Origin of the sequence: Georgenia sp. EYE_87 (genome assembly GCF_023148685.1) — a bacterium.
GTDB lineage: Bacteria > Actinomycetota > Actinomycetes > Actinomycetales > Actinomycetaceae > Georgenia.
This window is the reverse complement of the sequence record NZ_JAHXNL010000003.1, coordinates 385,954-406,578: the sequence shown is the minus strand read 5'-3', so window position 1 is coordinate 406,578 and position 20,625 is coordinate 385,954. Positions and strand designations below refer to the sequence as shown.

The 20,625-nt window shown below is 71.2% G+C and carries 15 protein-coding genes and 1 pseudogene; 8 read left to right on the top strand and 8 right to left on the bottom strand.

Going from position 1 to position 20,625, the window contains the following annotated elements; translation table 11 throughout:
• Positions 1 to 10 precede the first annotated feature (10 nt).
• Positions 11 to 2,671 carry an AMP-binding protein gene (locus KZX45_RS07610; RefSeq protein WP_248257108.1) on the top strand — a complete coding sequence of 887 codons (2,661 nt, stop codon included), beginning with the start codon at positions 11 to 13 and terminating at the stop codon, positions 2,669 to 2,671.
• Between the two features lie 105 nt (positions 2,672 to 2,776).
• Here KZX45_RS07610 and KZX45_RS07605 read toward each other — a convergent pair whose 3' ends face one another.
• Complete coding sequence (locus tag KZX45_RS07605) at positions 2,777 to 4,276, bottom strand: ATP-binding protein (protein WP_248257107.1); 1,500 nt, start codon at positions 4,274 to 4,276, stop codon at positions 2,777 to 2,779.
• A gap of 99 nt (positions 4,277 to 4,375) precedes the next feature.
• On the opposite strand from KZX45_RS07605, the gene KZX45_RS07600 reads away from it, so the two are divergent.
• Positions 4,376 to 5,734 (top strand): deoxyribodipyrimidine photo-lyase, encoded by a 1,359-nt coding sequence (locus KZX45_RS07600; RefSeq protein ID WP_248257106.1) that lies wholly within the window; start codon positions 4,376 to 4,378, stop codon positions 5,732 to 5,734.
• Between the two features lie 506 nt (positions 5,735 to 6,240).
• Here the strand turns inward: KZX45_RS07600 and KZX45_RS07595 are convergent.
• Positions 6,241 to 7,845 (bottom strand): GMC family oxidoreductase, encoded by a 1,605-nt coding sequence (locus tag KZX45_RS07595; RefSeq protein ID WP_248257105.1) that lies wholly within the window; start codon positions 7,843 to 7,845, stop codon positions 6,241 to 6,243.
• Positions 7,846 to 8,215: 370 nt separating this feature from the next.
• Here KZX45_RS07595 and KZX45_RS07590 point away from each other — a divergent pair, with 370 nt between their 5' ends.
• Positions 8,216 to 8,788, top strand: coding sequence for a TetR family transcriptional regulator (locus KZX45_RS07590; RefSeq protein ID WP_248257104.1), 573 nt, complete (start codon positions 8,216 to 8,218; stop codon positions 8,786 to 8,788).
• Positions 8,789 to 8,904: 116 nt separating this feature from the next.
• Here KZX45_RS07590 and dnaB read toward each other — a convergent pair whose 3' ends face one another.
• Positions 8,905 to 10,266, bottom strand: a complete 1,362-nt coding sequence (gene dnaB / locus KZX45_RS07585; protein WP_248257103.1) for a replicative DNA helicase — start codon at positions 10,264 to 10,266, stop codon at positions 8,905 to 8,907.
• A gap of 291 nt (positions 10,267 to 10,557) precedes the next feature.
• On the opposite strand from dnaB, the gene KZX45_RS07580 reads away from it, so the two are divergent.
• Positions 10,558 to 11,940 (top strand): MATE family efflux transporter, encoded by a 1,383-nt coding sequence (locus tag KZX45_RS07580; RefSeq protein ID WP_374112568.1) that lies wholly within the window; start codon positions 10,558 to 10,560, stop codon positions 11,938 to 11,940.
• Between the two features lie 16 nt (positions 11,941 to 11,956).
• Positions 11,957 to 12,259, top strand: a pseudogene (locus KZX45_RS07575) (VOC family protein); the annotation flags it as partial.
• 133 nt (positions 12,260 to 12,392) lie between these two features.
• Here KZX45_RS07575 and rplI read toward each other — a convergent pair.
• The 5 genes from rplI to KZX45_RS07550 all read right to left on the bottom strand — a co-directional run bounded on the left by rplI (position 12,393) and on the right by KZX45_RS07550 (position 16,652).
• A complete protein-coding gene (rplI, locus tag KZX45_RS07570; protein WP_248257101.1) occupies positions 12,393 to 12,845 on the bottom strand; it encodes a 50S ribosomal protein L9 in 453 nt (150 codons plus the stop codon).
• 17 nt (positions 12,846 to 12,862) lie between these two features.
• Positions 12,863 to 13,099, bottom strand: coding sequence for a 30S ribosomal protein S18 (rpsR, locus tag KZX45_RS07565; protein ID WP_043503716.1), 237 nt, complete (start codon positions 13,097 to 13,099; stop codon positions 12,863 to 12,865).
• A 57-nt stretch (positions 13,100 to 13,156) separates the two neighbouring features.
• A complete protein-coding gene (locus tag KZX45_RS07560) occupies positions 13,157 to 13,723 on the bottom strand; it encodes a single-stranded DNA-binding protein (protein WP_248257100.1) in 567 nt (188 codons plus the stop codon).
• A gap of 42 nt (positions 13,724 to 13,765) precedes the next feature.
• Complete coding sequence (gene rpsF, locus KZX45_RS07555; protein ID WP_248257099.1) at positions 13,766 to 14,053, bottom strand: 30S ribosomal protein S6; 288 nt, start codon at positions 14,051 to 14,053, stop codon at positions 13,766 to 13,768.
• 292 nt (positions 14,054 to 14,345) lie between these two features.
• Entirely contained in the window at positions 14,346 to 16,652 is a 2,307-nt protein-coding gene (locus KZX45_RS07550) for a transglycosylase domain-containing protein (protein WP_248257098.1), read from the bottom strand.
• A 400-nt stretch (positions 16,653 to 17,052) separates the two neighbouring features.
• On the opposite strand from KZX45_RS07550, the gene KZX45_RS20220 reads away from it, so the two are divergent.
• The 3 genes from KZX45_RS20220 (at position 17,053) to KZX45_RS07535 (ending at position 20,613) form a co-directional block, all read left to right on the top strand.
• Positions 17,053 to 17,934 carry a PadR family transcriptional regulator gene (locus KZX45_RS20220; protein WP_308221716.1) on the top strand — a complete coding sequence of 294 codons (882 nt, stop codon included), beginning with the start codon at positions 17,053 to 17,055 and terminating at the stop codon, positions 17,932 to 17,934.
• Positions 17,931 to 19,010, top strand: a complete 1,080-nt coding sequence (locus KZX45_RS07540) for an inositol-3-phosphate synthase (protein WP_248257097.1) — start codon at positions 17,931 to 17,933, stop codon at positions 19,008 to 19,010. Before KZX45_RS20220 ends, KZX45_RS07540 begins: the two co-directional genes overlap by 4 nt.
• Positions 19,011 to 19,671: 661 nt before the next feature.
• Complete coding sequence (locus tag KZX45_RS07535; protein ID WP_248257096.1) at positions 19,672 to 20,613, top strand: hypothetical protein; 942 nt, start codon at positions 19,672 to 19,674, stop codon at positions 20,611 to 20,613.
• Positions 20,614 to 20,625 lie beyond the last annotated feature (12 nt).

Here is a 20,625-nt window from a genome sequence, read left to right as displayed (position 1 = left end):
CTCACCCCCCGTGACAACTCTGACGACCACGGTCTCCCCCCGGCCCGGCCGCGGTCTGCTGCCGCGCCCGGCGGAAGTGGCGCCACCCGGACGACCCGCCCTGCTCAGCGCCGCCGGGGACGTCGTCACGTACGAGGAGCTGGGCACCCGGGTCACGGACGTCGCCGGCCAGCTGCCGGACGTCGCCGAGGGGCGACGGCTCGTGCACCTGCCGCTTCGGCCGGACCTCGCCGGCGTGACGGCGTACCTGGCCACCCTCGAGGCGGGCCACGTGGCCCTGGTGACCGCCGACGACGACCGCACGGCCCGCATCCTCGCCCGGTATCCGCCGGACGTCAGGGCGACGGGTGACCCAGAGCGGCCGTTCGAGGTGACGTCGCCCGACGCCCGGCATCTCCTGCACCCCGACCTCGCGCTGCTGCTGAGCACGTCCGGCAGCACGGGGTCGCCGAAGCTCGTGCGGCTGTCCCGCACGAATCTCGTCAGCAACGCCACCGCGATCGCCGAGGCGCTGCGGATCACCCCGGCCGACCGGGCGATCACCAGCCTCCCCCTGCACTACTGCTTCGGGCTGTCCGTCCTGCACTCGCACCTGGTGGCCGGCGGCTCGGTGGTGCTGCACGAGGGGTCCGTCCTGGACGAGGCGCTGTGGGACGTCGTGGACGAGCGGCGGGTCACGACGCTGGCGGTCGTCCCGCACATGGTGGAGCTGATGGAGTCCACCGGTGCGCTCGGTGGGGCGCACCCCTCGCTTCGCCTCGTGGCCCAGGCCGGGGGCCGGATGGGTCCCGACCGCGTGACACGCACCGCGGCCCTGGGCCGTGAGCACGGTTGGGACCTCGCGGTGATGTACGGGCAGACCGAGGCCACGGCACGCATCTGCGTGCTGGACCCGGCGTCGGTCGCCGACCACCCCGACGCCGTGGGGCGTCCCGTGGCCGGGACCTCCCTGCGTCTCGACACCTCCGTGCCGGAGGCCGCCGACGGCTCCGGGGAGGTGGTGGTGAGCGGCCCCGGGGTCATGATGGGCTACGCCGAGCACCCCGACGACCTGGCGCTGGGCGCCATGCTGACTGAGCTGCGTACCGGCGACCTGGGCCGGGTCGGGCCCGACGGCCTTCTGCGCCTGGACGGTCGTCGGTCCGGTTTCGTCAAGGTGATGGGCCTGCGCGTCGACCTCGCGACGGTCGAGCGGGTCCTCGAGTCCGCCGGCCTGACGGCGTGCGTGGGCGGTGACGACTCCGGCCTCACCGTGGCGGTCGAGCCGCAGCCCGGTACCGGCGTCCCGGAGACCGCCGTGCGGGCCCGACGCCTGGCCGGCGAGGCCTCCAGCCTCGGCCCGGCGGCGGTGGCCGTCGCCGTCGTCGAGCTGCCCCGCCTGGGCAACGGCAAGGTCGACCGCCTCGGCTGCGCCGCGCTGGTGCGCGGCGGCTCCCCGGAGGCGTGCGAGGAGGCGCGGCTGCGCACCGCCGAGGCGGTCGGCGCGAGCCCCACGCTCGCCGTGCGCGTCGCCGCCGTGATCAGCGACGTGCTCGGCACCGACGCCGTCGACCTGGACCGCACCTTCGTGGAGGAGGGCGGGGACTCCCTCAGCCACGTGCAGGCCTCCGTCCGGCTCGAGGGTCTCGTCGGCCCGCTCCCCCGGGGCTGGCACCAACGCCCCCTTCAGGAGCTCGTGCGGCTGGGACGTTCCCGGCGCGCCGGCTCCGCGCCCGAGCAGGATCAGGCGTGCCCCTCGGGCGACCGTGGCGACCGGCCGTGGCGGCGGGGGTGGCGGGGGTGGCGGACCGTGGAGACCTCGGTCCTGCTGCGCGCGATCGCCGTGGTGATCATCTGCGGCTCGCACGCCGACCTCTTCCGCGTCCTCGGCGGCGCGCACACCCTCCTCGCGGTGGCCGGCTTCAACGCCGCCCGGTTCGGGCTGTCCGCCCCGACCACGACCGGTCGCTGGCGCGCGACCGCCCGCCTGCTCGTCGGCGTCGCGGTCCCCACCATGGCCGTGGCCCTGATCGGCATGGTCACCCAGGAACGCTACGGGTGGGCCAACGTCGCCCTGGCGAACTGGATGCTCGGGGACGTCACCTACGGGTTCCGCAACGAGCTGTGGTTCGTCGACGCCCTCGTCGCCTGCTCGCTGGTGCTCGTCGCCGTCCTCTCGGTCCCGGCGGTATCCCGGGCCTGGCGCCGGGACCCGTGGCGGGTCGCCGCGGCCGTGGCGGTCGCGGCCCTCGTGCCGCGCTTCGTCGTCCTGCACCTCGGGGAGGGCGTGCTGCGCGGGATCATGCCGACCACGTTCTGGCTCTTCGCGGTCGGCGCGGCCGTGGCGCACGCCGACACTCCTCGACGCCGCCTGATCACCCTTGCCGTCGCCGTCGTCGGAGGGGCCACCTTCTTCCCGGACGATCCCGTGCGCAACGCCACCGTCCTGGCGGGCATCGCGCTCCTGGCCCTCGTGCCCGAGGTGCGGGTCCCCGCCCGGGCGGTCCCGCTGATCGGCCTGGTCGCCGCCGCCTCGCTGTACGTCTACCTCGTCCAGTTCCAGATCCTCGCCCACGTCCCGGACCCGCTCACCGCGACCGTCGCCGCCGTCGTCGCCGGGTGCCTGCTCTGGCGGCTGGCTGACCGCCCGGTGCGGCGGCTGCAGGACCTGGTCCCTGCGCCGACCCGGTGACCCCGGTGGTCCCGGGGCTACCCGCCCCTCGCCGTCGCGCCCTCCGACCCGGGCTACCGCTTGCGCGCCGAAGCCGGAGGTCTGAGGGTGAAGTCTGGGGTCGGCTCACTCCTCCCAGCCCGACGCCGCCGCACTCGCGGCCGGCCCGGCACCGGGCGCGACGCCCGGAACGCTGACGAAGCCGGCCGCGGACGCCGGTCCTTGACCGTCGACCGGGCCTGCGCCGCCCAGCAGCACCCGCGTCAGGGCACCGCCGTCCGCCATCATCTCCTCCAACGAGGTGCGAAGGTCGTCGTCGCCGACCTCCCCCTCGCGCTCGACCGCCCGCAGCACCGAGCGCCGCACGAGCTCCTTGGCGAACGAGGCCGTCGTGCCCTCGGCGCCCGCCGCGACCTCGTCGCGGACGCCCGGACCGAACGGCAGGTCGGCGGCGTAGAGGTCCAGCAGCGCACGCCGGGCCCGGAGGTCGGGGAGCGGGATCTCGACGGCGAGGTCGACGCGCCCGGGCCGCTGCGCGAGAGCCGGCTCCAGCACGTCCGCCCGGTTGGTGGTCAGGAGAAAGACGACGTCGCAGTCGGCGGCGAGGCCGTCGAGGGCGTCGAGCACCTCGAAGAGCAGCGGCGAGGACGAGAAGTGGCTGCGCTCCTCGGCCACCAGGTCGCAGTCCTCGAGCACCACGATCGCCGGTTGCAGCGCGCGGGCGGTGTCCGCCGCCTGGGTGACGAGCTGCAGCGACCGGCCGGAGAGCAGGATGACCGTGGAGTCCTGGGCGGCGCCGACGAGGTGGCGGACCGTGTGGGTCTTGCCCGTGCCCGGCGGGCCGTAGAGCAGCACGCCACGCTTGAGGTGCTGTCCCGCGGCGGCGAGCTCGGCGCGGTGGCGCCCGATTCCGAGGACGTGACGCTCCACCCGGGCGAGCAGGCCCTCCGGGAGCACAACCTGCTCGGCGGAGACCCTCGGCCGCCGGACGAACGTGACTCCGCCCGCGCCGGGCTCGTAGCTCGAGGTCGTGAAGGTGACCACCTGGCCGCGCAGCACACTGTGCGCGTTCATCGCCTCGCGGATCTCGGCGAGCACGGCGGCCGCCACGCCGTCCCCGGGCGTCAGGACCTCGAGCTGGGGCTGGCTCCCGAACTGCGGCCGGCCACCACGCTGGAGAAGGACCACCGGGACGTCGTCGTGACGGAAGAGGTGCAGGCCGTAGCTCACGGTCGCGCGTTCCTCGTCGGGACCGACGGGGACGGTGGTGTAGTCGACCGGCCCGAGAGGGAACTGCCCCCACTGCCCGGCGACCTGGAGAATCTCCGACAGCCCGTTGTGCCAGCGCTGGTCCCCGCCGCCCACGCCCAGCACCGTGCCGCCCCCGTGGGAGGCGACGACGCGCTCGATCGCGACGTCGGCGTCAGCGATCCGGAGCGGGCTCACCAGCTCGGTCAGGACCGCGAGGCCGCGCGGGTCGACGCCGAGGTGGGCCTCGAGGGCCGGCAGCAGGGGTTCGCGTCCGCGCGCCTGGTCGGCCTCCGCCTGCCGCTGGGCCAGGTGGCTCAGGCTCTGAAACGCGTGCAGGAAGGACGCGAGGTCAGATTCGGACGCTCGGGGACTCATGGCCGGATCCTGCCAGGTCGGCTCGGCCGGGCGCAGCCGTATGGGCGGGCCGGGTGCGCCGACGAGCGCGTTCCTGGCCCGGCCCGGAGGATGGCGTCCATGACCGCCTTGCTGTGGCTCCGTCGCGACCTGCGGCTGCACGACCTGCCGGCACTGCTCGCGGCGCACGAGTCGGGCGGCGAAGTCCTGCCGGTGTTCGTCGCGGACCCGGCGCTGCTGGCGTCGGCGGGGCCGGTGCGGCGCGCACACCTGTCAGCGGCGCTGGAGGCCGCCCGGGAGTCGTACGACGGCGCACTGGTGGTACGCGTAGGCCGCGCGGAGGCGGAGATTCCGGCCCTCGTCCGGGAGGCCGGGGCCGGGAGCGTCCACGTCAGCCGGGAGACCACGCCGTACGGGCGGCGCCGCGACCGGCGGGTCGAGCGCGCCCTGGGCGACGTCCCGCTCGTGGCGACCGGCACGCCCTACGCCGTCGGCCCGGGGGTGGTGCGCAAGGCCGACGGCGAGCCGTTCCGGGTCTTCACCCCGTTCTCCCGCGCCTGGCGGGAGAACGGCTGGCACTCGCCTGCGGCGGTCCCCGCCCGCCTGAGGTGGCGCCGGAGGGTCGAGTCGGCAGCGGTGCCGTGGGAGGAGGACCCGGCCACCGCCGTCGTGCCCGTCGGCGAGGCCGCGGCCCGCGCCCGGTGGGAGGAGTTCCTCGAGGACGACCTGGCGGACTACGACCGCACGCGGGACCGCCCCGACCTGGCCGCGACGTCGCAGATGTCCGTGCATCTCAAGTACGGCACGATCCACCCCCGCACGATGCTCGCCGACGTCGCCGCGCACCCGGCCGGTCGGTCGGAGGGTGCGCGGCGGTTCGTGGCCGAGCTGTGCTGGCGGGAGTTCTACGCCGACGTGCTCTTCCACCGCCCGGACTCGGCCTGGGCCGACCTGCGGGAGGACCTGCGGGGCATGGCGTACGAGGACCCGGCGGGCGCCGCGGCGGACCACGTCCGCGCGTGGGAGGAGGGCCGGACGGGGTACCCGTTCGTCGACGCCGGCATGCGTCAGCTCCTCGCCGAGGGGTGGATGCACAACCGGGTGCGGATGGTCGTGGCGAGCTTCCTCGTGAAGGACCTGCACGTCTGGTGGCCGCACGGCGCGCGGTACTTCCTCGAGCGCCTCCGCGACGGCGACCTCGCCTCGAACAACCACGGCTGGCAGTGGGTGGCAGGCACCGGCACGGACGCCGCGCCGTACTTCCGCGTGTTCAACCCGGTCACCCAGGGTGAGCGGTTCGACCCCGACGGGGCGTACGTCCGCCGGTACGTTCCCGAGCTGGCCCACGTCCCCGGCGCCGCCGTGCACCAGCCGTGGCGGATTCCTGACGGCCTTGCCCGCGGGTATCCGGAACGGATCGTCGACCATGCTGCGGAGCGGGCCGAGGCGCTGCGGCGCTACGAGGCTGCGCGGCGATGACGAGTACTACTTCGCCCTGAACCAGCACCAAGCTGCTGCTAGCTACTTGCGAGGATGCGCTGATCCTGCAAGAAGCGGCCGCACTGCGGGCGCTCCTGCAAAGTCCTCGGCAGGTTGTTCCTGCAAGAAATCTGCGGCGCACCCGCCCCTTCGAAGCCGCGAGTAGTAGGCTGCCGGCGCTGTACGTCGCACGTCGCTCGTCGGCCGTCTTCGCCAGGGCAGGTACGAGTAGGTCGAGGACCAGCGAACGTCCAGAAAGTTCCGTGGCGCCGGCCGATCTAGGCGTCCGCCTTCCGGATCGGCGACTGTCTGGCTGTGGGCCCGGATAGGCAATTGAGAGCTTCTGCACCTGCCCCGCGACCTCGCGCCTGGGTGATCACGGCCGCAGCGGTGCTGTTCGGCGTATACGCCGTCGGCCCGGTCCTCTGTGCTGCAGCGGGGTGGCACCGTCCACGCGCGGTCGGGCCGGGGCTGACGGTCAGGTCAGTCAGGCCCGGCCCGGCTGCTCAGTTGTCCGACAGGATGAAGTCGGCTGCTCGCCATCCGATGGCCATGGCTGCCGCCGCGGTGTTCCCGGCCACCTGGACGGGAAGTACCGACACATCAGCAACGCGGAGCCCTTCAACGCCGCGAACACGCAGAGTCGGGTCCACCACGTCCTCATCGTGGGGCCCCATGGCGTTGGCGCCGACACCGTGATAGATCGTGGCTCCGGTCTCGATCGCGTAGTTCAGGACCTCGTCGCGAGAGGACACACTCGCGCCCGGGAACTCTTCCTCGACCACGAACTCGCTCAGAGGCTGCTGAGCGAAAATGCGTCGTCCGCGATCCAGGATCGACGCCGTAGCGTCCTTGTCCTCTGCTGTCCCGAAGTAGTTGGGCTCGATCACCGGGAGGTCGTCGGGGTTCCGTCCGGAAATATGGATCGAGCTCTCGGTGGTCGGGCGTATCTGGTAGCCCATGAACATCGCGCCGGCGTGCTTGGCAACCTTGACCGCATCGAAACTCTCAGCATCCAACGCAATCGGAGTGAAGAGCCCCTGGACGTCAGGACGTTCCAGCTCGGGTGAGGACTTGAAGGCGGCAAGCACGTTGTATCCGCCGTCGGCCACGGGCCCCTTACGGTTGAGCAGATACTTCGCGCCCTCCCACATCTGCTTGGGGAAGGAGTTCACTCGGGAAGTCAGCCCGAATAGGGGGTCCTTGAACTTCACCTGCATGGCGACCCCGTGCTGCTCGAGCACCCGTTCCCCAACGTTGGGACTCTCCACACGAAGCTTGACGCCCGCAGCGTGAAGTACGTCCGGGCGCCCGATGCCGGACCGCTCCAGCAGCATGGTGCTCTCAATAGTTCCACCGCTGAGTATGACCTCCTTACGCGCGCGGAAGGTGACGTTCCGCCCCTTGCGCTGCGCCAGTACCCCGGTCACGCGCCTCCCCGAAAACTGGAGGTACCCCACGCGAGTCCGTGTCAGGTAGGTCAGGTTCCGCCGCTTCAGGGCCGGTCTGAGGAACGCCGTCGCGGACGACGTTCTCCGGCCCTTCCAGACGCTGGAGGGAGTCATACCGATCCGCTCGACGTCCTCCGCGTTCACGTCATCGACGCGCTTGAGCCCGGTCGCCTCGCCGGCTTGGAGGATCAGCTCCGACACCTCGTCGGTCTCGGCGAAGGAGACGCCGTAGGGCCCGTACCCACCTCGTACGGAGGAAGCACCCAGAACGTGCCGCTCCATCTGCTTGAAGATGGGCAGGACGTCCTCCCATCCCCAGCCGGGATTGCCCCTTTCGACCAAGCCGTCATAGTCCCGCTCGGACCCGCGTACGTACATCATCCCGTTCACGGTGCTCGAACCGCCCGAGACCTTGCCGCGCGTCCAGAGCTCAGTAGCTCCCTGCGGGCTGAAGGGCTTCGTGGGGTAGCGATAGACGTAACGGTCTCCGCGCAGGGTGAAGAAGAACCCCTTCGGGACGTGGTGCATCGGGTTGCGGTCCGACCCCCCGTACTCGAGCAGCAGAACTGAGTTCCTCGGATCGGCACTGAGCCGGTTGGCCAGCACGCTGCCCGCGGCGCCAGCCCCAACGATGATGTAGTCGTAAATGTCGTCGACCACGAAATGCCTCATTCCATCTCCGTGAGCCACAGGTGTTTCGGCAGACTTCAGCGACCGCCGATCAGTAGCTCGCTGGTACCACCTTAATGGTACTCAGTCCCATAATAAGGTTCTGAGAACGTCTCGGGGGAACCGCAGGACACCACGCCCTGAAGCGCAGCGCGAGGTCCGAGGCTTCAGCCCGCCTCCTCTACGCTCCTGTCAATTGGCCGCGAGGAGCCGGCACATTGGGTGAGTGCCCGCTACGGCCGGGTACGGAGTGTCTTGGACTGTTGGCGGAAGAGAGGGTGTCCGGCAGATGACATCGACTGCTGGTCGACGACGGGGACGTCCGGCGGTCTCCTCGGCGACAGAGATCGAGGACAGCGCCATGCGCCTGTTCCTCGTCAGGGGGTTCGACCAGACCTCGATGACCGAGGTTGCTGGGGCCTGCGGCATCGGGAGGACAACGCTCTTCAGGTACTTTCCGTCCAAGGCCGACCTCGTCTGGCGTGCCTTCGACATCCACCTGCGCCGCCTGGCAGAACTCCTGCTCTCGCAGCGTGAAGACCTCCCGATCGCGACGGCTGTGCACCTCGCAGTCGTGCAAGCGTTCGCAGAAGCCGTCGACGAAGAGCAGCTCTGGCGCCGGAGGTTCAAGGTTCAGCATCAGACCGACATCCTGCGTTCGGACCTGGCCGTCCGTTGGCTGGCGTGGGCGCAGACCGTCGCTGATTTCGTCGCCGAACGAACCGGCGCACATGCCGACGATGCCGTTCCCGCCGCCGTCGGCGGCGCCGTCCAGGCCACTTTCGCCGCGACGTTGCGCACATGGTTTCGCACTGAAGACTTCAGCGGAGACGTCGTGCAACGCATGCACGACGCCCTGCAACCCGTGTGCGCGGCGATGGACCGATTGCTCGAGGACCACGAGCACGAATGTGCGTCCGTCAACCAGCGCTGAGCTGGGCCGTGGGTGCTCAGGACGTCACCAGCAACCTCGGTTCCGCCACCGTACCGGTGCCGTCTGTCTTTTCCCAAGGCCTCATGCACTTTTCAGTGCATCGTCGGCATTTCTACTTAACGAGCCATGTCCACGAACCGCGAGTAGTGACCCTGGAAGGCGACGACGATCGTGTCGGTCGGACCGTTGCGGTGCTTGGCCACGATGATGTCGGCCTCACCAGCCCTCGGGGACTCCTTCTCGTAGGCGTCCTCGCGATGCAGCAGCATGACCACATCGGCGTCCTGCTCCAGCGAGCCCGATTCGCGAAGGTCGCTCATCATCGGCTTCTTGTCCGTGCGCTGCTCGGGACCACGGTTCAGCTGGGCGACGGCGATGACCGGCACCTCGAGCTCCTTGGCGAGGAGCTTGAGGGCGCGCGAGAACTCCGAGACCTCCTGCTGACGGGACTCGACGCGCTTTCCGGAGCTCATGAGCTGGAGGTAGTCGACGACGACCAGGCGCAGGTTGTGCTTCTGCTTGAGCCGGCGGCACTTCGCGCGGATCTCCATCAGCGACATGTTCGGGCTGTCGTCGATGAACATCGGCGCCTCGGACACCCGGCTCATGGCGGTCGCCATGCGGGTCCAGTCCTCCTCGCGCATGGTGCCCTTGCGCATGTTCTGCAGCGGCACCTGCGCCTCGGCGGAGAGCAGTCGCATGGTGATCTCGGTGCGGCCCATCTCCAGGGAGAAGATGACCGAGGTCTGCCCGTGCTTGATCGACGCTGAGCGGCATATGTCTAGTGCGATCGTCGACTTCCCGATGGCCGGTCGGGCCGCGATGATGATCATCTGCCCGCCGTGCAGGCCGTTGGTCAGCGCGTCGAGGTCGGCGAAGCCGGTGGGCACGCCGATCATGCCCTCGCCGCGGTCGGCTGCGGCCTCGATCTCCTCCATCGTCGGGTTGATCGTGTCGCGCAGCGGCACGAAGTCCTCGCTCGTGCGCCGCTCACTGACGGCGTAGACCTCGGCCTGGGCGTTGTTGACCAGGTCCTCGACGTCGCCGCCGTCGGTGGCGTAGCCGAGCTGGACGATGCGCGTGCCGGCCTCGACCAGGCGGCGCAGCACCGCCTGCTCGCGGACGATGCGGGCGTAGTAGCCGGCGTTCGCCGCGGTGGGGACCGACGAGATCAGGGTGTGCAGGTAAGGCGCACCGCCGATCCGGGCGATCTCGCCGCGCTTGGTCAGCTCGGCGGCCACCGTGACGGCGTCGGCCGGCTCCCCGCGGCCGTAGAGGTCGAGGATCGCCTCGTAGACGAACTCGTGGGCCGGGCGGTAGAAGTCGTTGCCGCGGAGCTCCTCGACGACGTCGGCGATCGCGTCCTTGGAGAGCAGCATGCCGCCAAGCACGCTCTGCTCCGCCGCGACGTCCTGGGGAGGAGTCCGGTCGAACCCCTCCCGACCGTTGGTCGCCGTACGTTCGTCCGCGATCGTCACCCGATCTCCTCTTCCTCAAGCAATACTCAGGTCTAACGCCCGCCGCCCACATCCGGACCCCACGAACCCAGCCTGCGCCCACGCGAGGTTAGGCCCCCGGCGTCGTCCACACCGAATGGGGTCTGTGCACGGAGCCGCCCTATCCTGTGGACGGCCTGTGGAGCCCGGTACCGGGGTTGTGCACAGCCGGGGATAACTCTGTGGGTATCTCCCTGCGGATGCCCCGGATCGCGCGGGAACGCGTCCCCAGGTGCGTGCACACACTGTGGAGAAAAATTGGAACGGAGATCGGTGGACGACACTCCCGACACGTTGGCCGACCCTCGACACCTACCTGAGGGTCGCCGTCCGAAAGGGCGTGCGCTCGACCGGCAGATCCTCGCGCTGGCCGTCCCCGCGCTGGGCGCCCTGGTCGCCGAGCCCCTCTTCGTCCTCGTCGACTCCGCGATGGTCGGGCACCTCGGCACCGCCGAGCTCGCCGGCCTCTCCCTGTCCTCCACCCTGCTGACGACCGCCGTCGGCGTCTTCGTCTTCCTCGCCTACGCCACCACGGCCGCCACCGCACGCCGGGTCGGCGCGGGCGACCGCGCCGGGGGCGTCTCCGCCGGCGTGGACGGCATGTGGCTCGCGGCGGTGCTCGGGGCGCTGACCGCGACGGCGCTCTTCCTCGCCGCGCCCTGGCTCGTGACGGCGATGGGGGCTCCGGCGGCGGTCGAGCCCCACGCCGTCGCCTACCTGCGCTGGTCCGCGCCGGGCCTGCCGGGGATGCTCCTCGTGCTCGCGGCGACCGGCACCCTCCGGGGCCTGCTCGACACCCGGACGCCGTTCGTCGTCGCCGTCGCGGGTGCGCTGTCCAACATCGGCCTCAACGCGCTGTTCATCTACGGCCTCCGCATGGGGGTCGCGGGCTCGGGGCTGGGCACCGCGACCGCCCAGACCGCCATGGGCCTCGCCCTCGTCCTGGTCGTGCTGCGCCGCGCCCGCGGCATCGGCGTCTCCCTGCGCCCGCGCGGCGCCGGCGTCTGGTCCGCCGCCCGTGCCGGCGCGCCGCTGCTGGTGCGGACGCTCACGCTGCGCGGCGCCATCCTGGCGACCGTCGCGGTCGCCACGTCCCTGGGCGCCGTGAGCCTCGCGGCGCACCAGGTGGTCAACGCGATGTGGGGGCTCGCCGCGTTCGCGCTCGACGCCCTGGCGATCGCCGCTCAGGCGATGGTCGGGCAGGCGCTCGGCGCCGGGGACCCCGGCCACGTCCGCGCGCTCATGCGCCGCTGCCTGCAGTGGGGCACGGCCGCCGGCGCCCTCATCGGCGTCCTCTTCGCCGCCGGAGGCTGGTGGCTCGCCCCGCTCTTCACCGGCGACGACGACGTCCGCCTCGCCGCCGCCGTCGCCCTCGCCGTGGCCGGGGCCTGCCTGCCGGTGGCGGGCTGGGTCTACGTGCTCGACGGCGTCCTCATCGGGGCCGGGGACGGCCGCTACCTCGCCTGGGCGGGGGTGCTCACCCTCGTCGTCTACCTCCCGCTGGCGTGGGCGGTCCAGGAGTTCGCCCCCGACGGCGCAGCCGGGCTGGCGTGGTTGTGGGCGGCCTTCGGCGGTGCCTTCATGACCGCACGGGCCGTCACCACGGGCCTGCGGGCGCGCGGCACGTCCTGGATGGTGCTCGGCAGCGGCCGATGACCGGTCGGGCGGCCCTCAGTTCCCGTGCACCGAGGCCGTGTCGTTCGCGGTCAACTGCGTTGACCAGGCGGAGATCGACCACTTCTGGGACCGGCTGGTCGCGGGCGGGGAGCCGGGCCCCTGCGGCTGGCTGAAGGACCGCTACGGGCTCTCGTGGCAGGTCGTGCCGGCGGAGTGGTACGACATGCTGGAGGACCCGGATCACGAGAAGGTGCGGCGGGTCACCCAGGCGATGCTCGCGACGCAGGGCAAGTTCGACCTCGCCGAGCTCCGGGCGGCCTTCGAGGGCACGTCCCGGCCGTCGCAGCGCCGCGGATGACACTGCGTGGGGCCACAGCCCGTGGCGTGCGTTCGGGACACGAGAACGGCTCCGGCCCGGTCCCGTGAGGGACCGGGCCGGAGCCGGTGACGGACGACCCGGGCGGCTCACGCCGTCGGGAGGTCCGCCCGTGTCACTGGGCGGGGACGACCTTGACGTCGACCGTCGCCTGGACGTCCTCGTGCAGCCGCACGTGGACCTTGTGCTCGCCGACAGCCTTGATCGGGGCCGGGACCTCGATCTTGCGGCGGTCGAGCTGCGGGCCGCCGGCGGCCTTGACGGCCTCGGCGATGTCCGCGGTGGTCACGGCGCCGAAGAGGCGGCCGTTCTCGCCGGAGCGCACGGCGATGGTGACCGGGTTGGCCTGCAGACGGTCACGGACGTCGCGGGCCTCCTCGATCGTGTGGATCGCGCGGGCCTTGCGGGCCGCCTGGATCTGGTCGACCTGCTTCTGGCCGCCCTTGGTCCAGCGGGTGGCGAGGCCACGCGGGACGAGGTAGTTACGGGCGTACCCGTCCTTCACCTCGACCACGTCGCCTGCGGTGCCGAGACCGGAGACCTCGTGGGTCAGGATCAGCTTTGCCATGATGTGCCTCCCTGGCCTCAGCGAGCCGAGCTCGAGTAGGGCAGCAGGGCCATCTCGCGGGCGTTCTTGACGGCCTTGGCGATGAGTCGCTGCTCCTGGACGGACACGCCGGTCACGCGACGGGCGCGGATCTTGCCGCGGTCGGAGATGAACTTCCGAAGCAGCGCGGTGTCCTTGTAGTCGACGTTCTCGATCTTGGCCGACTTGAGCGGGTTGGCCTTCTTCTTGGGCTTGCGAAGAACAGGCTTCGCCATGGTGGTACTCCTCGATGTTCTGCGGGCGGCGCCGGGCGCCGCACCGGAAGGTCTGACTTAGAAGGGGGGCTCGTCGTTGAACGCGCTCGAGCCGCCCGTGGCCCAGGGGTCGTCGGCCTGGCCGCCGCCGGGAGCGGTGAACCCGCCACCCTGCTGCTGGCCGCCGCCGCCGGCGCGCGCGCCGGCGAAGCCGCCCTGGTTGCCACCGTTGTAGCCGCCGCCCTGACCACCGGAGCCGCCGCCGAAGCCGCCGCCGCCGCGCTGCGAGCGCGTGACCTTGGCCGTGGCGTAACGCATGGAAGGACCGACCTCGTCGACCTGCATCTCCACGACCGTGCGCTTCTCGCCCTCACGGGTCTCGAAGGACCGCTGCACGAGCCGGCCCTGCACGATCACGCGGGTGCCCTTGGTCAGCGACTCGGCGACGTTCTCCGCGGCCTCGCGCCAGATCGAGCAGCGCATGAACAGGGTCTCCCCGTCCTTCCACTCGTTGGCCTGGCGGTCGAAGGTGCGCGGCGTGGACGCCACGGTGAAGCTGGCCACGGCCGCCCCCGACGGGGTGAAACGCAGCTCGGGGTCCGCCGTCAGGTTTCCGACGACGGTGATGACGGTCTCGCCTGCCATGCGTGTGCTCCCTGGGTCAGGTGGTGCTCAGTGAGCGGGTGCTCAGTGAGCGTCCGGGCGGATGAGCTTGGTGCGCAGGACGGCCTCGTTCAGGCCGAGCTGGCGGTCGAGCTCCTGGGCGATGTCCGGCGTGGTGGTCATGTTGACCACCGCGTAGATGCCCTCGGAACGCTTCTTGATGTCGTAGGCAAGACGGCGCTTGCCCCAGATGTCGACGTTGTCGACGGTGCCACCGGTCTTGACGACCGTGAGCAGCTTGTCGAGCGACGGGGCGACGGTGCGCTCTTCGACCTCCGGGTCGAGGATGATCATCAGTTCGTACTGACGCATGCTTGTTACCCACCTCCTCTGGACTTGGCGGTCACGGTCTCTCCGTGACAGGAGGGCTTGCAGCGTGCTGCGGCCCCGCGCGCCGACGCAGGTGCGTGACGGTGGGGACCAACGGACAACAGTACCGTAGCGACCCCGCTCGTCCGGCCGCGAGCCTCGTCACAGTCCTGTGGACGACGGCGCAGCCCGCGACCGGTTGCCCTCGCCGGTGCCGGAGCCGAGAGACCAACGGCGAGGGTTCGATGCCCAGAGGCACCGAACCCTCGCCGTTGTCGTGGACGGGGCGGGCGGATCAGCTGTCGGCGCCGACCCAGTCCTCCCACCGGAGGCCGGCGGCGTCGTTCGACCCGCCGCCGCCCCCGACGCCGTTGTTCTCACCGCTGCCGGCGGGGGGCTCGAGCAGGTCGCCCGGCCCTGTCGGCTCCTCGGCCGGCTCGGTCGGCTCCTCGGCGGGCTCGGTGGTCTCCGGCTCGGGCTCCGGCGTCGGGGTGGGGCTCGGCTCCTCGGTGGGCTCCTCCGTCGTCGGCTCCTCGGTGGGCTCCTCCGTCGTCGGCTCCTCCGTCGTCGGCTCGGGCTCGGGCTCGGGCTGAGGCGCCGGGACGTATGTGGGCCGCTCCGGCTCGGAGCGCTCCGGGAACTCCTGGACCTCCATGCCCTCGGTGGCCACGAGCATGTAGTCGGTCCAGATCTGGGTGGGGTACGTCCCGCCGGCGATGGTGTTGATACCGCCGAAGCCGGTGAGCACCTCCTCGGTGCCGTCCTCCCCCGTCTGGAACATGGCGACGGTCGTGGACAGCTGCGGGACGTACCCGGAGAACCACGCGGAGCGGTAGGCGTTCGACGACCCGGTCTTGCCGGCGGCGGGCCGGCCGATGGCGCTGGCCGTCTCCGCGGTCCCGCGCTCGACGACCTGGCTCATGGCGTACGTGGCGTCGGCCATGACCTGCTCGTCGAACTGCCGCTCGCCCTCGGTGTTCGCGGTGAAGACGGTGTTCCCGTCGGAGTCCTTCACCTCGGCGACGATGTGGGTCTCGTGGCGCACCCCCTGCGCGGCGAAGGTGGCGTACGCCGTCGCCGTGTCGATCGGGTGCGGCGAGGCGGGGCCGAGCACGTTCGACGGCGTGGCAACCAGGCCCGGGGTGTCCTCGGGGATGCCGGCGCGGGTGGCCACGTCGACCGTCTTGTCCGGCCCGACCTCGACGTTCATCTGTGCGTAGACGGTGTTGACGGAGTCCCTCGTGGCCTCGACGATGTCGATCCTGCCGCGGTTGAAGCTGTCGTAGTTGGAGACGGGGACGTCATAGCCCTCGATCTCCATGTCGTCGTAGCTGAGGTAGGTGTCGTCCAGCGTCTTGCCGTTCTCCAGCGCCGCGATCAGCGTGAAGGGCTTGAAGGTCGAGCCGCCCTGGGCCACGGACTGCGTGGCGTCGTTCTGCGGCTGGGCGACGTAGTCGGGGCCGCCGTACAGCGCGACGATGCCGCCCGTGGCGGGGTCGATCGACACGAGCGCCACGTGGTTGTTCTCCGGCCGGTCCTCCGGCAGGTTCGCCACCGCCTGGACGGCGGCCTCCTGGTTGCGCTGGCTGATCGTGGTGACGATGTCGAGACCGAGGGTGTCGATTTCCTCCTCGGTCATGCCGGCCCTCTCGACCAGCTCCTTGCGGACCATCGTGAGCAGGTAGCCGTTCGGCCCGCCGTAGATGTTCTCCGTGGCCGGCTCGACCGCCTGCGGGTACTGCGCGGCCGCCCGGTCCTCGGCGGTGATCCAGCCGTCCTCGAGCATCAGGTCCATGACGCGGTTCCAGCGCTCCTCGGCCCGCTCGGGGTCGACGGCCGGGTCCCAGTTCGACGGCGAGGGGATGATGCCGGCGATGAGAGCGGACTCCGCGATCGTCAGCTCGGAGGCGGGCTTGTCGAAGTACGCCTGCGCGGCCTTCTCGATGCCGTACGCGCCGCGGCCGAAGTAGATCGTGTTGAGGTAGTTCTCGAGAATCTCGCTCTTGGTCTGCGACTGGTCGATCTTCAGCGCGAGGATGGTCTCCTTGAACTTGCCGAAGTAGCTCGTCGTCGTGCCGACGTAGTAGCGCTCGACGTACTGCTGGGTCAGCGTGGAACCGCCCTGCGTCGGCAGGCCGCGCACGTTGTTCCACAGGGCGCGGACCAGGCCCCTGGGGTCGACACCGTTGTTCTCGTAGAACCGCCGGTCCTCGGACGCGATGACTGCCGCCGGGACGTGCTCGGGGAGGGTGTCGAGCGCGACGATCTGCCGGTCCACCTCGGAGAACTGGCCCATCGGCGTCTCGCCGTCGGCGTAGTAGACGGTCGTCGACTGCGCCAGGGCGAAGTCGTCCGGCTCGGGGACCTCGGTGGTGGCGTAGGCGAACGCGAAGATCCCCGCCCCGACCGCGATCAGGGTGAGGAAGGCACCGAGCACCACGCGCCAGCTGGGCAGCCAGCGCTGGACGGGCCCCTTGCCGGCCCGGGGGTAGTTGAGGAAGCGCTTCTGCTGCTTCCTCGCCGCCGGACGCCGGGTCGACGACGTCGCCCGTCGGGGCGCCGCCGGGCGTCGGCCCGGGTTTCGAGAAGGTTGACGTGCCACGCGGTTCAGCCTTTCACCGTGCCGCACACCGGTGCTTCGTGGAGTGCGGTCTCGTGCGCCCCGGCCGGCCGGGCACACGCACGCCCAGCTGCCCGTCGGGGCAGATCAGTCCACAAGTATGCGGCCTTGGGCCCGGAGGCGTCTGTATAGGACGGCACACTGCGGTACGGCTCACAGCGCCGCCAGCCCAGGTCACCGGGCGGTTCGTGCCCGCTCTGCCTCGCTGCGGCCTCGCTCGCGGACGCGCTCGGCTTCCGACACGCACGCCCGTACCGCCACACCTCCCGCCGCATCCTCGTCGCGACACGGACGCGGCGATGCACCGCGCGATATATCGTTGCGATATATTGCGGTGCTACGCAGCCGCTGCCGGCTGGCAGCGGCGGACGAACGGAGAGCAGTGAGCGCACGGACGCGGGTGCTGGAGCTGGCCATTCTCGGCCGGCTCAGCGAGGCCCCGATGCACGGCTACGAGCTGCGCAAGCATCTCAACGCCGCCCTCGGTGCGTTCCGCACGCTCTCCTACGGCTCCCTCTATCCCGCCCTGCGCTCGCTCACCGAACGCGGGCTCATCACCGCCGCCGAGCCCACCTCGGCGCCGCTCGGCGGACGGCGGGGCCGCATCGTCTACGAGCTGACGGACGCCGGCCGGCAGCACCTCGAGAGCTCCCTGGCCGTCGCCGAGCCGGCCGCCTGGGACGACGACGCCTTCGACGTGCGCTTCACCCTCTTCGGGAGCACCGACGCGACCACGCGGCTGCGCATCCTCGAGGGCCGGCGCGCCCGGATGGTCGAGCGGCAGGAGAACCTGCGCCAGACCTTCGGGCGCACGTCGCGGCGGATGGACGCCTACACCGCCGAGCTGGCGCGCCACGGCCTCGAGCAGGTCGAGCGCGAGGTCCAGTGGCTCGAGAGCGTCATCGACACCGAGCGTGGCACCCGCGGTGCGCTGGACTACCGGTCGCTGCCCGTCGACCGGGATCGCGGACCCCGTCGCGCGACGAACGACCCGAGGTCCGACGGCGCACCCGCATCCCCCGAGCCGGGCACCGCGGCCCGCACCCCGACGACCGGCGGTACCTCCGGCGTCGTCCACCAGACCGACGGCACGACCGCCGTCCCACGGACCGGCGGTACCTCCGGCGTCGTCCACCAGACCGACGGCACGACCGCCGTCCCACGGACCGGCGGCAGCTCCGCCGTCCTTCACAGGAAGAGCGGGAGCGCCGCCGGCGCGAGCGCCTTCATCGATGTCCCACCACCAACCAAGGAGCAAGCATGAGTGCTATCCGCGTCGCGATCGTCGGCGTCGGGAACTGCGCGTCCTCGCTGGTCCAGGGCGTGCACTTCTACGCCGACGCCGACCCCGAGAGCACCGTCCCCGGACTGATGCACGTCAAGTTCGGCGACTACCACGTGCGTGACCTCGAGTTCGTGGCCGCGTTCGACGTCGACGGCAAGAAGGTCGGCCAGGACCTGTCCGAGGCGATCAGCGCCTCCGAGAACAACACCATCAAGATCTGCGACGTCCCGCCGCTCGGCGTGCCGGTCCAGCGCGGCCACACCCTCGACGGCCTGGGCAAGTACTACCGGGAGACCATCGAGGAGTCGACGGCGGAGCCCGTGGACGTCGTCGCCGCCCTGCGCGAGGCGCGGGTCGATGTGATGGTCTGCTACCTGCCGGTGGGCTCGGAGGACGCCGCGAAGTTCTACGCCCAGTGCGCCATCGACGCGGGCGTGGCGTTCGTCAACGCCCTCCCGGTGTTCATCGCCGGCACCAAGGAGTGGGCCGACAAGTTCACCGAGGCCGGCGTGCCGATCATCGGTGACGACATCAAGTCCCAGGTGGGCGCGACGATCACGCACCGCGTGCTCGCCAAGCTCTTCGAGGACCGCGGTGTGGTGCTGGACCGGACGTACCAGCTCAACGTCGGCGGGAACATGGACTTCAAGAACATGCTGGAGCGCGACCGGCTGGAGTCGAAGAAGATCTCCAAGACGCAGGCCGTGACCTCCAACCTGCAGCACGACCTCGGCGCGAAGAACGTGCACATCGGGCCGTCGGACTACGTGCAGTGGCTCGACGACCGCAAGTGGGCGTACGTGCGCCTCGAGGGCCGCGCCTTCGGCGAGGTGCCGCTGAACCTCGAGTACAAGCTCGAGGTCTGGGACTCCCCGAACTCCGCGGGCATCATCATCGACGCCGTGCGCGCCGCGAAGATCGCGCTCGACCGTGGCATCGGCGGCCCGCTGCTATCCCCGGCGAGCTACTTCATGAAGTCCCCGCCGGAGCAGCGCCCGGACGACCTGGCCCGCGAGACCGTCGAGGCGTTCATCCGGGGTGACATGGAGCGCTGAGGCTGCTTGTCGGGCCGGGCGGCGGCTCCGGCCGGCTGAACGCCGACACTGGTTGCCGACCTTGGCGCCGGACTGGTCGCCCTCGCATCGGCCCCGTCACCTCCAGGCATCGGTCTCACCTCCGGGCCCCGTCACCTTCGGGTGGCGGGGCCCGCTGCGTTCCCGGCAGCTCCACCGCGCACGCTCCGGCGCGGCGCCCCGAGTCGCGGCGGCGGCGAGGCGGCCGGTTCGCGTTCCCCGCAACGATCACCGGGGAAGATCAGTGCCACGGAGCGACAGCAATCTTCCCCGTTGGGGCTCCGAGTCGCGGCGGCGGCGAGGCGGCCGGTTCGCGTTCCCCGCAACGATCACCGGGGAAGATCAGTGCCACGAAGCGACAGCAATCTTCCCTGTTGGGGCTGGTTGTCGGTCGATGTCGTGACGAGGTCACATGGCCGGGACGCCGTCGTGACCCTAGGGGGCGCGCGTCGGCGTCACGCCGTCTTCGCCCCAGAAGGTGCGCGCGTCGGCGTCGGCCGGCCCGACGCTGGCTCCCGCGGCGTCCGCCCGGGGTCGGCTGGGGCCTCACAGGGCCTCCGAGCTGCCTGCACCTCTCCACAGACTTTTCCACAGCATGTGATCGCCGCCGGTGGGCGCGAGGCTCGACGAGCACGCTACGAGGATGCAGCCCGTCCCTCCCGAACTCGCACGGCTGGCCGACCGGCAGTACGGCGTCGTAGCCCGAACCCAGGTGATGCGCCTCTGCGGCGACCCGGCCTTCCTGCGCAGTCAGCTTCGTGCGGGCCGCTGGGTCCGTCGTGTGCCGGGCGTGTACCTGACGTTCACAGGTACGCCGTCCTGGAACTCGCGCGCGATGGAGGCGCTGCTGTATGCCGGGCCCGGCGCGGCGCTCAGTCACCGCTCGGCCGCATACCGCCACGAGATGATCAGCCGTCCGCCGTCGCTGATCGAGGTGAGCGTCCCGCACACCCGTCGACGTGCGCGGCAGCAGGGCATCGAGGTGCTGCGCCGCCGTCACATGCCGATCTCGCAGGGCCGTCTTCGCACCGTCGTGGCACCTGCGACCTTCGTCGACCTGGCGTCCGGCACCAACGACATCGACACCATCGTCGGCCTGGCGTCGGCGGCGCTGCGCCGTACCCACCTGAGCCACCTCCGTGATGAGATCGACCGACGAAGCCGCATCCCGAACAGAGCACTGCTGCTCGAGATCCTCGGCGAGGTCGAGGACGGCGTCGAGTCGCCGCTCGAGTACCGCTACCACCGCGACGTCGAGCGCAGGCACGGGCTGCCGCGGTCCCAGCTCCAGGCGCGCCAGGTGCTCGACGGCCTGTGGGTCCGCGCGGACTGCCTCTACCTCTCGCTCGGCGTGCGCGTCGAGCTGGATGGCCAGCTGGCGCACCCGAACGGCCGCACCGACTCGGATGTCTGGCGCGACAACGCCGCGCTTGTGATCGCCAAGGACCTCACCCTCCGCTACCGCTGGGTCCACGTCGCCGTGACGCCCTGCGCGACCGCCCGGCAGGTCGCCCACGCGCTCCGGTCACGGGGCTGGCGTGGTCGGGCGGTGCCGTGCGGGCCGGGCTGCGCAGTCGCGCGCTGATCTCGGGACGCG